Source organism: Acrocarpospora phusangensis (assembly GCF_016862995.1).
Taxonomy (GTDB): domain Bacteria; phylum Actinomycetota; class Actinomycetes; order Streptosporangiales; family Streptosporangiaceae; genus Acrocarpospora; species Acrocarpospora phusangensis.
In genome coordinates, this window is record NZ_BOOA01000032.1 from 48308 (window position 1) to 60997 (window position 12690).

The window sequence follows — 12690 nt, forward strand, 5'->3', positions numbered from 1 at the left end:
GCTAGAGCGGTGAAACGGCCTGCCCGAGTGCCGCGATCATCTCGGTGGAGGCGGTTGAAGAGCTACGATCATTACCGGGTAAGCATGTAATCCCCCGTACGTGCTGAAGGAGACAGATGTCGTCGTCACCGGAACCGCGATCGTCGCGTCTTCGTCTGCCGCGCTGGTTCTCCGAACCCGTGGTGCCCGTGTCCGACCACGAGGACCTGCGGGTCTCCAACCTGGAGCTCTTCTTCGACCTGGTCTTCGTCTTCACGGCCACCCAGCTGACCGTCCTGCTGGCCTCCGACTTCGGGAAGCTGCCGCAGGTCGTGCTGATGTTCGGCGTGATCTGGTGGATGTTCGCCGGCTACGCGTGGCTGACGAACGCCGTGCCGCCGGTGCGGGCGACCCGGCGCCTGTTCATGCTGCTGGCCATGGGCGGCTGGCTGATCGTGGCGCTGGCCGTGCCGGAGGCCTTCGGCGCGAAGGGCACCGGGTTCGCGATCGGGCTGTTCGTGGTGATCGTCGTGCACGGGCTGATGTACCTGCAGTCGACCATGCGCTTCCTGTCCATGTTCGCCTCCAACCTGGCCGGCGGGGTGCTGGTCCTGGTCGCCGCCGGGACCAGCGGGGTGCCGCAGCATCTGCTCTGGCTGGCGGCCCTGCTGGTGATGTGGGGTTCGCCGCTGCTGACGGGCCAGGAGGGGTTCCCGCTGCACCCGGGTCACGCGGTCGAGCGGCACGGCCTGGTCGTCATCATCGCGCTGGGCGAGTCGATCGTGGCCATCGCGGTCGGCATCGGCGACGCCCCGGGGCCGATGAGCGCCGCGACCATCGGCACGGCGCTCATCGGCCTGGCCCTCAGCGCCGGCATCTGGTGGGCGTACTTCCATCTGGACCTGGAACGCGCGGAGCACGCGCTGAAGCAGGCCACCGGCCAGGTGGCGCGGACCCGGATGGTGCTGCTCGGCTTCTTCTACGCGCACGTGCCGATCCTGCTGGGCATCATCGCCCTGTCGGCCGGCGTCAAGAAGGCCGTCGCCCACCCCGGCGACCCGCTGACCGGCGGCGCTTCCATCGCCCTGGCGGGCGGGGTGGCGGCGGTGCTGCTCGGCTCGGTGGCGTTCCGCGCCGCCCTCGGCCTTCCCGGCCGCCTGCTCCGTACGGCTACCGCCGCGGTGATCCTGGCCGCCATGCCCCTCGGCTGGATCACGGGGGTGGGTCAGCTCGCGGTCACCGTCCTGCTGCTGACGGGCTCGCTGCTGCTGGAAGAACGCGCGGCCGCAGCACGAGGAGCGTGACGGCGAAGGCCGCTGCGAGCAGCACGGCGGCGACCACGAAAGCCAGCCGGTAGCCCTCGGTGAGCGCGTCGGCCGTCCCCGCACCGCCGGACAGCAGGCCCTGCGTACGGGAGGCCGCCAGGGTGGAGAGCACCGCGACCCCGGAGGCCATGCCGATCTGCTGCGTGGTGTTGAACAGCCCGGAGGCCAGGCCCGCGTCGCCGGGTTCCGCGCCGGACATGCCGAGCCCGGTCAGCGCCGGGAGCACCAGGCCGCCGCCCGCGATGAGCAGCATCACCGGGAGCAGATCGGTGACGTAGTCGGCGCGTACGGGGACGCGGGTGAGCCAGGCCATCGCCGCGAACAGGAGCAGCAGCCCGGCCAGCAGGACGAGGCGCTCGCCGAAGCGGGTGTTGAGCCGGGCGGAGACGAACAGGGACACGCCGCCGATGGCCACCGCGGCGGGGAGCATGGCCAGGCCGGTGGCGAGCGCGCCGTAGCCGAGCACCCGCTGGAGGAAGAGCGCGACGATGATCTGGAAGGCGAACATGGCCGAGAGCGTGAGGACCTGGACCAGGTTGGCGCCCCAGACGTTGCGCGGGCGCAGGACGCGCAGCGGCATCAGCGGGGTCGCTGCGGTGGCCTGGCGGGCGACGAACGCGGCCAGCAGCAGGAGGGAGAGCGCGCCGAGTCCGAGGGTGTGGGGGGCGAGCCAGCCGTACTCCTCGATCTTGACGACGGTGTAGATGCCCAGCATCAGGCCGGCGGTGACGAGGACGGCGCCGAGGGCGTCGGCTCCGGCGGCTAGCCCGATGCCGCGTTCGGCCGGCAGGGCCCTGACCGCCAGGGCGACGGTGGCCAGCCCGATGGGCACATTGATGAAGAAGATCCAGTGCCAGTTGAGCGCGTCGGTGAGCACGCCGCCCAGGACCTGGCCGATCGAGGCTCCGGCGGCCCCGGTGAAGCTGAAGACGCCGATGGCCTTCGCCCGTTCGCCCGGCTCGGTGAAGAGCGTCACCAGGATGCCCAGAACGACCGAGGAGGCCATGGCGCTGCCGACGCCCTGCGCGAACCGGGCGGCGATCAGCGTGCCGGGCCCCGAGGCGGCCCCGGCCAGCACCGACGAGGCGGTGAAGACCGCGTTCCCGGCCAGGAACATGGTCTTGCGGCCGACGAGGTCGCCCAGCCGCCCGGCCAGGAGCAGCAGTCCGCCGAAAGCGATCAGGTACGCGTTGACGGTCCAGCTGAGCCCCGCCGGCGTGAAGCCCAGGTCCCGCTGGATCGCGGGCAGGGCCACGGTCACGATGCTGCCGTCCAGGATCGTCATCAGCATCGCGGCGGACAGCACGGCGAGCGCCGTCCAGCGCGTACGGGCAGGGGAAAGGGAAGATCGCGGCATGGCCGTCTCCTGTTCATGGGGAACAGAAGCGACCGTAGCAGATAGTTCCGTAACAGACGATCCCTTGCGGACCTACTTGGCGCGCTGGCGGGCCCGCCGGGCGGTCTGCGGTGCTTCGGCGGGGGTGGCCAGCTGTCCCTCCGCCAGCCGGGTCATGATCCGGATGAGCGCCTCGCCGTCCTCCCCGGACAGCGCGTCCAGCGCCGAGCGGTGCACCCCGTCGACGATCTCCTGGCTCCTCCTGGCGACCTCCGCGCCCTTCTCGGTGACCACGATCACCCGGGCCCGCCGGTCGGTGCTGGACGGGCGGCGCTCGGCGAGCCCCGCCTGCTCCAGCGCGTCCACGGTCACCACCATCGTGGTCTTGTCCATGTCGCCCAGCTCGGCGAGCTGGATCTGGGTGCGCTCCTCCTCCAGGGCGTGCACCAGCACGCAGTGCATGCGCGCCGTCAGCCCGATCTCGGCGAGCGCCGCCGCCATCCGCGTGCGCAGCACATGGCTGGTGTGGTCCAGCAGGAACGACAGATCCGGTTCGGTACGCGCGGGCGCCATGGCGATCATCCCGCCATCCTACCAACTAGTCCCGTTCCGGATAATCTGCGAACGGGACTAGTTGGGTCTTCGGGAGGGTTTAGTCGAAGCCGAAGCCCCACGGGAGCGGCTCCCGCTTGAAGAGCCGGCTCGGGAACGCGTCGGCGATCGCCTTGTAGCCGGTCGGGTTCAGGTGCAGGCGGTCGCCCGTGTCGTACGCGGGCAGCAGCTGGCGGGGGTTGGCCGGGTCACGCGTGGCCTTGTCGAGGTCGACCACGGCGTCGAACCTGCGGCTGGTGCGGATCCAGTCGTTGACGGCCTGCCGGGACGCCTCGCGGAGGCCCGCCGGGTCGTCGTAGGAGGTGTTGCCGCCGAAGGGCGTGATCGTCGCGCCGTACACGCGGATGCCCTTGGCGCGGGCCCGGACGATCATCTGGTCGTAGGCCGTGATCAGGTCGGCCACCACGCGCTGCTGGGCGGCCTCGCTGGCCTCGGCCGTGCCGATGTCGTTGACGCCCTCGAACACGATCAGCCACTCGACGCCGCTCTGCGCCAGCACGTCGCGGTCCACGCGGCCCTGGGCGTTGGGCCCGAGGCCGTCGTTGAGCACGCGGTTGCCGCCGGCGGCCTGGTTGAGCACCGCCACGTTCGACGTGTCGTGCCGGGACTGCAGGCGGTCGAGCATCTGGTCGGGCCAGCGGTCGTTCCCGTTGGTCGTGGAGCCGCGCCCGTCGGTGAGCGAGTCGCCCAGGATGGCCACCGCCGCCGTCGAGTCCTTCGACCAGACCTCCAGCCCGCTCAGGAAGTACCAGTGGTCGGTACGGGTGGACCCGACCAGGTCCGCCGCCCCGGCGTGGTCCCCGGCCAGCAGCCACGACGAGGTCCTGGACCCGGGGTGGGAGGTGATGTTGTTGGACGCCTGCCCCTCGGCCAGGTACGTGGTCACGGTGAGGTTGGACCTGGGGGCGATGGTGAAGTTGAGCGGGTCGGAGACGATCTGCGCCCCCACCGGGACGGACACGGAGGTCCGGCCGCTGAAGGTCACCGGCTTCACGCTCTCCGGCACGATCGCGCTGACGCCGGCCTGCCCGCCGGCCGGGAGCGCGACGGTGACCTTGGTGATGGGCAGCGCCGTGCCGCCGAAGGCGTTGGAGAAGCGCAGCCGGATCTGCTGGCCGCCGACCGAGGTGTGCAGGGTCTGCCGCAGCGTGGCGTTGGCCATCACCAGGTTGTCCTGCGTGAACGGCGCGGGCGGCATGTTGCCGGGTTCGGTCAGCTGCGGCATCGACACCCAGGTGTTGACCCAGTGGCCGTCCATCTTCGGCTTGACGCGCCCGCCGAAGGGATCGGTCGTACGGCCTTCGGCGCCTAACGCGCTGAGCGCGGGGGAGACCATGACGACGGCGATCGCGATGATCGCGGCGATCACCGTCCTGGTCAGTTGCGACATTCTTTCGGCGGGCTGCGTGAGCGCGGCCAGGCGCCGGGGGGAGTGCAAAGGTGGAGCATTCATCGCTGGTCCTCCATCAAATCTGGTCCTGACGACGATCGGCCCTCGAAACATTTCTGGTCAGTCCAGAAATATTTCGGGGGCAACGTACGTCGCTTTGATCACCGGGTCAATGGGGTCCACACGGGTGCGGCAGGGTTCGAAGGGGTCGTGCCTGCGGGGCTTCCGGGGCGGGAACCGTGTGCTGCCTCGGCTCCCGGCGCGAGGACGGGCCCGATCGGGACCCGCCGATCGGGGGATGGAAAATTCTCGCGGCGTGAAACATTCACCCGCTGGCAGAGCATCCTGAATACGGATATTTCGCCTGATTAAACATTCGGGTGTTATTGATTTTCCCGGGCGGAGCGCGCAGGTATTCGGCCGGTCATCAGCGGTCCAAGGTCACGCCGGGCGGCCATTCTCCGGACGGGAGCCGTCGTATGGTCGCCGACGACGGCGATTTCGTTTCGGCGAAAACCGTAATTCACCCCATTCACGGCCGGGAGAGGACGAACGTGACGGCGACCGGAGCGGATCAGGGGCGGCGGCTGGCCCTGCCCGGCACGATCCTGGGCGTGGGGCTGGGCGGCTTCGTCGACGGCATCATGCTCCACCAGATCCTGCAGTGGCATCACATGCTCTCCAGCACCGACACCGACAACATCGGCGTGCGGTACTACCCGGTCGACACCATTCCCGGGCTGCGGATGAACACGCTGTGGGACGGGTTCTTCCATGCCTTGACCTGGCTGTGCGTGCTGGCCGGGCTCGCGCTGCTGTACTCGCGGGTCACCACCTCGCGCGGCCGGGTGTGGCGGTCGCGGGCGCTGTGGGGGTGGGCGCTGGTCGGCTGGGGGGCGTTCAACCTGGTCGAAGGGGTCATCGACCACCACATCCTGGGCATCCACCATGTGCACGGCGGGCCGTACCAGCTGTGGTGGGATCTCGCGTTCCTGGTGCTGGGCGCGGTGCTGGTGGCCGCCGGATTGCTCATGCGGCGCGGCGCGCCCGCCGTCGATCTGTGCCGCGAGGCCGCGGCCCGCTGATGCACGAGCACCATCACGCCGGGTCGTCCGCCTGGCTGCCGCTCGCGGTGCTCGCCCTGGTGGCGAGTGCCTATCTGCTGGCGGTGAGCCGTCAGGACCGGCCGTGGAACCGGTGGCGTACGGCGAGTTTCACCACCGGGCTGGTCCTGCTGGCCGTCGCGCTGACCGGGCCGGTCGCCACGCTGGCCGCCGCCGACTTCCGCGGGCACATGCTGCAACATCTGCTGATCGGCATGCTCGCCCCGCTGGCGCTCGTGCTGGGCGCGCCGGTCACCCTGCTCCTGCGTACGCTGCCGCCCGCCCAGGGACGCCGCGTCGGCGCGCTCCTCCGGAGCAGGGCCGTGCATCTGCTGGCCAACCCGTGGACCGCCCTGGCGCTCAGCGTCGGCGGCATGGTCGTGCTGTACTGCACGCCGCTCTACCGGGCCGCCTCCGGGAGCGCGCTCGCCCACCACGTGGTGCACGCGCATTTCCTGCTGTCCGGGTACCTGTTCGCCTGGGTGATCGCCGGCCCCGACCCGGCGCCGCGCCGCCCGTCCGTGCCGCTGCGCCTGGCGGTGATGGCGGTGGCGGTCGCCGTACACGCCACGCTGTCCCAGCTCATGTACGCCGGGCTGTTCGTCGACGTGCCGGTCCCCGGCGACCAGCTGCGTGGCGCGGCCGAGCTGATGTACTACGGCGGCGACATCGCCGAACTGCTGCTGGCCTTCGCCCTCGTCAGCGCGTGGCGGCCGGTCCGCCCGGCGATCCGGGCACACTGAGGGGCAGCAGCTCCGGGCGCTTGGCCGTACGGCCGTCGCCCGAGGAGCGGCCGCGCAGGCGGCGGCCGAGCCAGGGTCCCAGGAAGGTGGCCGCCCAGCGCACTTCGACGGCCGCCGCGCCCAACCCGGTGGGGGTGCGGACGGGCGGCAGGGGGTGGGTCCAGGAGTCGTCGCTGCCGGGCAGCTGGAGCGCGTGCGCGATGGCCGCCGCGATCCGGGCGTGGCCGAGCGGACTGGCGTGGAGCCGGTCGCTGCTCCACAGGCGGGGATCGGTGACCACGTCGTGGACGGAGGTCTCCGCGACGGCCACCCCGTGCCGGGCGGCGGCGGCCCGGATGCGGTCGTTGAGCGCGGTGACGCGGGCGCTGATCGGCCGGGCCAGCGGGGTGATCCTCGCCACGTCGGGAAAGGTGACGGTGGCCACCCGGGCGCCCTGGGCGGTGAGCGCGGCGAACATCGCCTCCAGATGGCCGGCCACCTCGTCGGCGTCGAACCGGCGGCGCAGCATGTCGTTGACCCCGGAGACGACCGTGGCCAGATCGGGGCGCAGAGCCAGGGCCGGTTCGAGCTGTCCCGCGTGGATCTGGGCGGAGGTCTGCCCCCGTACGGCCAGGTTGGCGTACTGGAGGGCGGGACTGGTCACGGCGAGCTGCTCGGCGAGCCGGTCGGCCCACCCGCGCAGGCCGGTGGCGTCGTCGCCGTCGCCGAGTCCTTCGGTCTGGCTGTCGCCCAAGGCGACGTAGCGCAGGTACTCACCGCCCGGCATGTGCCGTCCTCTCCGCAGTTCGGCCTGCCATTTTAGGGATCGATCAACGCCCGGGCCACGGGCGGGGCACCTCACGGGGCGCACCGACGAATATTTTTGTCTTGACATGTTCAGTTGTCGGTGGCTACGGTGAAGCCATGTTCGACGTGGAAGTCATCGAGAGAGCCGAGGCCGCGGAGGTGGCACTCGCACCGATCCGGGCGCGGCTGCTGGCCCTGCTGGCCGAGCCGCACTCGGCGACCAGCCTGGCGGCCGTCCTCGGCCTCCCCAGGCAGAAGGTCAACTACCACCTCAAGACCCTCGAGTCGCACGGCCTGGCCGAACTGGTCGGGGAGCGCCGCAAGGGCAACGTCACCGAGCGGGTGCTGCGGGCCACCGCCGCCTCGTTCGTGATCTCACCGGCGGCGCTGGCCGGCGTGCAGCCCGACCCGGAGCGCGCGCCCGACCGGCTCTCCGCCCGCTGGCTGCTGGCCGTTGCCGCGCGGCTGGTCAAGGAGGTCGGCCAGCTCGTCACCGCCGCCCGCGCCGGCAGGCCGGTCGCCACGTTCGCGCTCGACGGCACGGTGCGGTTCACCTCGGCCTCCGACCGGGCCGCCTTCGTGGCGGAGCTGACCGGCGCGGTCGGCGCGCTGGTGCGCCGCTACCACGACGAGAACGCCCCCGGCGGACGCGACCACCGCGTCGTCGTCGCCATCCATCCGAGCATCAAGCAGCCCGAGCACCCCGAGAACACTGAAACCAAGGAGTCCTGAAATGTCGCACGAATTTGAGCTGATCCACGACGTCGAGCTCGAGGCCACCCCCGACCAGGTCTGGGAGGCCATCGCCACCGGACCGGGCATCGACTCCTGGTTCATGGGCCGCAACGAGATCGAGCCCCGCGAGGGCGGCGCCACCCACATGACGATGCCCGGCTTCTCCGGCGGGTCCACGATCACCGCGTGGGAGCCCGGCCGCCGCTTCGCCCACCGCGCCGAACCGGCCGAGGACGGCTCCTTCATGGCCTTCGAGTACCTCATCGAGGGCCGCGGCGGCTCCGCGGCCACGCTGCGCATGGTCCACAGCGGCGTCCTGGCCGGTGACTGGGAGGCCCAGTACGACGCGCTCCGCAAGGGCAACCCCCTCTACCTGCGCTCCCTGGCCCAGTACCTCAAGCACTTCCCCGGCCGTACGGGCGTGCCGGTGACCGTGTTCGGCTCGCCGCAGCCCGACCAGGACACGGCCTGGACGGCGGTCACCCGCGCCGCCGGGCTGTCCAAGGACGTCCGCGAGGGCGACGAGGCGCACTTCACGGCCGGGGGCGAGCGGATCGACGGCGTGGTCGACACGGTGCTGGCGCCGACCTTCCTGGGCGTGCGCACCGAGGACGCGCTGCTGCGCTTCGTCGGCGGCGGCGGGATGATCCTTACCGGCCACCACCTCTTCGGCGACGTGGACGCGGAGACCGCCGAGCGCGTCTGGGGCGAGTGGCTCGCCGCGGCGCTGGCCGGGGACGGAGCGGACCGGTGAGGCATAACCCCTGGGCCGGCCGGCATCGTCACGCTCAGGGGTAGGCGGCGAGGAAGAGGAACGCCGCGCAGATGGACAGGTGCACGGTGGCCTGCAGGACGGTGGCGCGGCCGGGCATGACGGTCAGGACGCCGACGCCCGCGGTGAGCGCGAGCAGCACGATCTGGGTGGGGCCGAGGCCGAGCAGCAGCGGCCCTTCGAGCCAGATGGAGGCGATCGCGATGGCCGGGATGGTCAGGCCGATGCTGGCCATGGCCGAGCCGAGCGCCAGGTTGAGGCTGATCTGCACCCGGTCGCGGCGGGCGTTGCGGACCGCGGCCAGGGTCTCCGGCAGCAGGATCAGCAGGGCGATGGCGACGCCGACCACGGCCTGCGGCAGCCCGGCGCCGGTGACGACCGACTCGATGGTGCCGGACTCGACCTTGGCCAGCCCGACCACGGCGACCAGCGCGGCGACGAGCAGCAGCAGGCTGGACAGCGCGGCGCGCGGCGTGGGGGCGTCGGCGTGCTCGTCCGCGGACGCCTCCAGGTCGTCGGCCGTCGGCTCGTTGTCGGGGGCGTGCCTGCCCGTACGGGCGACGGGCAGGAAGTAGTCGCGGTGCCGCACGTTCTGCACCACCACGAACAGCGCGTAGAGCACCAGCGAGGCGACGGCGGCGAACACCAGCTGAGGGCCGGTGAGTTCGGGACCGGCCGCGCCGGTGGTGAAGGTGGGCAGGACCAGGCTCAGCGCCGCGAGGGTGATGACGGTGGCCAGGGCCGCGCCCGTGCCCTCGGGGTTGAACACGGCCACCCGCCGGCGCAGCGCCGTGACCAGCAGCGACAGCCCGGCGATGCCGTTACAGGTGATCATGACGGCGGCGAACACGGTGTCGCGCGCCAGCGACGCGGTGCCCGGGCCGCCCGACAGCATCAAGGTGATGATCAGGGCGACCTCGATGATCGTCACGGCGACGGCGAGGATCAGCGAGCCGAACGGCTCCCCGACCCGGTGCGCGACCACCTCCGCGTGGTGCACCGCGGCGAGCACGGAACCGGCCAGCAGCGCCACCACGACGATCTCGACCGGAGCGGGCAGCTCGCGCCCCCACACCGCGACCAGGGCCGCCAGGGCGAGCAGCGGCACGGCGATGGTGGAACGATGCGGCAACGGACCAGGCGAGGCGACTGGTGGCGGCGTCAAGGCGGGCCTTTCGGGTGCGGTGGACGACGCCCGGATTATCTCGTCACCCGGAGGCGCGGACGGGTGGCCTGACCGGCAAGGACTGATCGTCAAATGGCAATCACTTGTCTCGCCCCGCCGGGACGGCGGCGTGCTCGGCGCGGGCCGCGTACCGCTCCGCCCAGCGGATCAGGTCGGCTTTGAGCCGTACCTCGACGCGGGAGAACTCGATGACGGTGACCTCGACTCCCCACCGGCGGGTGCGTGCGCTGATCCTGGCCGACAGGCCGTCCAGGTCGTCCTCGGCCGGGCGGGTCAGCTCCGCCAGGTCGCGGGTGGCGACGTAGGCGCGGACCTCGGCCTCCGCCACGGCCAGGGTGGCCGCGCCCGTGGAGGCCGGATTGTCCGCGTACGCGATGGGGTCGGTCACCGAGGCCAGGCCGGTGCCGTTGACGGTCACCGCGACCTCGTCCCGGGTGACGGCGTCGAGCCAGAGCAGGTCGAGACGGGTGGCGCCCAGCGGGACCCGTACGTCGCGGTCGGCGCCCGGCAGCACGGCGGCCAGACCGGGGCCCTTCACGGCGACGGGACGCCCGAACCGGAACACCACCAGGCGCTGCCCCAGCGGCACGACCCGTACGGCGCCGGCCGCGAGCACGGCCAGGACCAGCCCGGCGACCAGGCCCCAGACCAGGGGAGTGCCGGTGGCTGCCGGCAGGACGTATCCGAACATCGTCATCTCCCTTCTCGGTCTGCTCCCAGTTTCGGCGAAACGGACAAAGGAAACCATTGGGTCCAGCACCCATCTGCGCGGGGCTGCGACATGCACATGGTCACAGTGGGTAGGGGTTTGTGACCGTCGCCGATCTGTCGGACTTGGGGGAAATATCCGGAAATATCGCCTGGTCATAACCCCCGGCGCGGCCCGTCGCGCGATCCTGGAGATTACGCCCGCGAGGACACCTGCGAGGACGGCATGTCTCACCATCTCGATTCACCCCTCGCCCGCCAGGACCCCCGCCTGGACATCACCGACCTGTACGTCTTCCGCGGCGAACGGGGCACGGTCTTCGTCACCGGCCACAGCCACTCGTTCGCCGGCCAGGACATCCCCCGGGGCCTGCACCCGGACGGACGGTACGAGATCAAGATCGATGGTGACGGCGACGCCGTCGAGGACCTGACCTACCGTTTCACCTTCGACGCCCACGACGAGCACGGCCACCAGGCCTTCCGGCTCCACCGCCTGACGGGCACGGAGGCCCGGGACGACTCGGCCGGTGGTGAGCTGATCGCCGAAGGCCGTACCGGGACGGTCTCCGAGGTGGACGGCGGCGGACGGGTGTGGGCCGGGGAGGCCGGGGACCCGTTCTGGATCGAGCCCCACGTCCTGCACGCCGTCGGCAGGGCCTTCCACACCGGGACCGCCATCGACCTGTCGGACTGGAACCCGGCCCAGGCGAAGAACCCGTTCGCCGGGCACACGATCTACGCCATCGTCCTGGAGATCGGCGACCGGGAACTGCTGCCGGTCGCCGGGCCCGGCCGCGAGGTCGGCGTGTGGGCGCTGACCAGCCTGGCCACCGACGACGGCGGCCTGCGCCCGGTCAACCGGGCCGGCCACCCGATGATCCACCCGCTCTTCACCCAGTTCGACGAGGACCTCGGCGACCGGCTCAACCTCAACGCGCCCGCCGAGGACCTGGCCCTCCACGGCAAGATCGTCGCCGACATGGTGGCGGGCGTCGTGGGCGCCTGCGGCACCGCCGAGGACGCTGGCTCGTACGCGCAGAGCGTCGTCAGCCGGATCTTCCCCAACGTCCTGCCCTACACCCTGGGCACCCACGCCGTGTACGGCTTCGCCGAGTGGAACGGCCGCTCACTGACCGACAACGCGCCGGACGTCATGTTCTCCTTCGCCGCCAACACACCCGTGACGATCGGCCTCACCAAGGAGTCGGTCACCTCGAAGCCCACCCACACCTTCCCGTACGTCCCGATGGTTCGCTGACCGCCGAAACGTCCGGCCATCCACGCCTCCCAGGCGGCCTGCTCCTCGCGGCCGGCGAAGTTCTGGTGGCCGAGCACGCCAAGCTCGAACGGGTGCGTCATCGGGTTCCCTGCACAAGGGGGATCTCAGGTGGCGGACTTCATGCTGGGGTGGACGGCGACGACGATCCGGTGGTCGCGGCCACGTTCCGCGGACTCGTCGTGGTACTTGGACACCAGCGCCGTGACCGTTCTCGTCAGCTCCTCGGCGAACGCGGCCCGGTCGGCCGCCGAGGCGAAGCGGATCTCGCCGTCGATCGCGAAGGTCGCCACTCGCTGGCGCGCCTTCGCGGCCCCGGAGATGAGCGCGCCCACGTCGCGGACCAGCCGGGCGGCCACCGCCAGCAGCCAGCTCGCCGACAGCTGGTCGGGGGAGCGGGCCGGGTCCGGCTCCAGTGAGCCCAGCGCGGTGGGGGAGATCACGTACGAGGCCGCGGTCGCCCGCATAATGCGCTCGTTGACGTTGCCCTTGCGCCGCTCCTCGACCATCTCCACCAGCCCGTGCGCCTCAAGCGTCTTCAGGTGGTAGTTGATCTTCTGCCGGGGCAGGCCGACCTTGGCGGCGAGCATGGTCGCGGAGCCGGGCTCGCTCAGCTCGGCCAGCAGCCGGGCCCGGATGGGAGCCAGCGAGACCTCGGCGGCGGCCGGGTCCTCGATCACGGCGATGTCCTGCATGACTGCAGGCTACATCCGACAAATAAATCTGTAGGTGGCTC

The 12690-nt window shown here is 71.4% G+C and carries 13 protein-coding genes; 6 read left to right on the plus strand and 7 right to left on the minus strand.

The window, feature by feature from the left end:
• The first annotated feature begins 188 nt into the window (after nucleotides 1-188).
• Nucleotides 189-1283 (plus strand): low temperature requirement protein A, encoded by a 1095-nt coding sequence (locus tag Aph01nite_RS20110; RefSeq protein WP_204042468.1) that lies wholly within the window; start codon nucleotides 189-191, stop codon nucleotides 1281-1283.
• Here Aph01nite_RS20110 and Aph01nite_RS20115 read toward each other — a convergent pair.
• The 3 genes from Aph01nite_RS20115 to Aph01nite_RS20125 form a co-directional block, all read right to left on the minus strand.
• Nucleotides 1216-2661, minus strand: a complete 1446-nt coding sequence (locus Aph01nite_RS20115; protein ID WP_204042469.1) for an MFS transporter — start codon at nucleotides 2659-2661, stop codon at nucleotides 1216-1218. The two genes, Aph01nite_RS20110 and Aph01nite_RS20115, sit on opposite strands and share 68 nt — an antisense overlap.
• Before the next feature lie 72 nt (nucleotides 2662-2733).
• Entirely contained in the window at nucleotides 2734-3222 is a 489-nt protein-coding gene (locus tag Aph01nite_RS20120; protein ID WP_204042470.1) for a MarR family winged helix-turn-helix transcriptional regulator, read from the minus strand.
• A 70-nt stretch (nucleotides 3223-3292) separates the two neighbouring features.
• On the minus strand, nucleotides 3293-4705 hold the full coding sequence (locus tag Aph01nite_RS20125) for an SGNH/GDSL hydrolase family protein (RefSeq protein WP_204042471.1): 1413 nt from the start codon (nucleotides 4703-4705) through the stop codon (nucleotides 3293-3295).
• A 491-nt stretch (nucleotides 4706-5196) separates the two neighbouring features.
• On the opposite strand from Aph01nite_RS20125, the gene Aph01nite_RS20130 reads away from it, so the two are divergent.
• Together Aph01nite_RS20130 and Aph01nite_RS20135 are read left to right on the plus strand one after the other, a co-directional pair.
• Nucleotides 5197-5727, plus strand: a complete 531-nt coding sequence (locus tag Aph01nite_RS20130; RefSeq protein ID WP_239161828.1) for a DUF2243 domain-containing protein — start codon at nucleotides 5197-5199, stop codon at nucleotides 5725-5727.
• Nucleotides 5727-6488: a cytochrome c oxidase assembly protein gene (locus Aph01nite_RS20135; RefSeq protein WP_204042473.1), complete on the plus strand. Its 762-nt coding sequence runs from the start codon at nucleotides 5727-5729 to the stop codon at nucleotides 6486-6488. Before Aph01nite_RS20130 ends, Aph01nite_RS20135 begins: the two co-directional genes overlap by 1 nt.
• Here the strand turns inward: Aph01nite_RS20135 and Aph01nite_RS20140 are convergent.
• On the minus strand, nucleotides 6445-7254 hold the full coding sequence (locus Aph01nite_RS20140; protein WP_204042474.1) for an SGNH/GDSL hydrolase family protein: 810 nt from the start codon (nucleotides 7252-7254) through the stop codon (nucleotides 6445-6447). The two genes, Aph01nite_RS20135 and Aph01nite_RS20140, sit on opposite strands and share 44 nt — an antisense overlap.
• A gap of 137 nt (nucleotides 7255-7391) precedes the next feature.
• Here Aph01nite_RS20140 and Aph01nite_RS20145 point away from each other — a divergent pair, with 137 nt between their 5' ends.
• Together Aph01nite_RS20145 and Aph01nite_RS20150 are read left to right on the plus strand one after the other, a co-directional pair.
• Nucleotides 7392-8006 carry a winged helix-turn-helix domain-containing protein gene (locus Aph01nite_RS20145; protein ID WP_204042475.1) on the plus strand — a complete coding sequence of 205 codons (615 nt, stop codon included), beginning with the start codon at nucleotides 7392-7394 and terminating at the stop codon, nucleotides 8004-8006.
• 1 nt (nucleotide 8007) lies between these two features.
• The gene (locus tag Aph01nite_RS20150) at nucleotides 8008-8763 is read left to right on the plus strand and encodes an SRPBCC family protein (RefSeq protein ID WP_204042476.1); all 756 of its coding nucleotides are present in this window, start codon (nucleotides 8008-8010) and stop codon (nucleotides 8761-8763) included.
• 34 nt (nucleotides 8764-8797) lie between these two features.
• On the opposite strand, the gene Aph01nite_RS20155 is transcribed toward Aph01nite_RS20150, so the two are convergent.
• Together Aph01nite_RS20155 and Aph01nite_RS20160 are read right to left on the minus strand one after the other, a co-directional pair.
• Nucleotides 8798-9913 (minus strand): calcium:cation antiporter, encoded by a 1116-nt coding sequence (locus tag Aph01nite_RS20155; RefSeq protein WP_204042477.1) that lies wholly within the window; start codon nucleotides 9911-9913, stop codon nucleotides 8798-8800.
• Nucleotides 9914-10046: 133 nt separating this feature from the next.
• On the minus strand, nucleotides 10047-10658 hold the full coding sequence (locus tag Aph01nite_RS20160; protein ID WP_204042478.1) for an SPFH domain-containing protein: 612 nt from the start codon (nucleotides 10656-10658) through the stop codon (nucleotides 10047-10049).
• A gap of 243 nt (nucleotides 10659-10901) precedes the next feature.
• Between Aph01nite_RS20160 and Aph01nite_RS20165 the strand changes: the two genes are divergently transcribed.
• The gene (locus tag Aph01nite_RS20165) at nucleotides 10902-11936 is read left to right on the plus strand and encodes a DUF4331 family protein (protein WP_204042479.1); all 1035 of its coding nucleotides are present in this window, start codon (nucleotides 10902-10904) and stop codon (nucleotides 11934-11936) included.
• A gap of 125 nt (nucleotides 11937-12061) precedes the next feature.
• Here the strand turns inward: Aph01nite_RS20165 and Aph01nite_RS20170 are convergent, their stop codons facing one another.
• Nucleotides 12062-12649, minus strand: coding sequence for an ArsR/SmtB family transcription factor (locus Aph01nite_RS20170; protein ID WP_204042480.1), 588 nt, complete (start codon nucleotides 12647-12649; stop codon nucleotides 12062-12064).
• Between the last annotated feature and the right edge of the window lie 41 nt (nucleotides 12650-12690).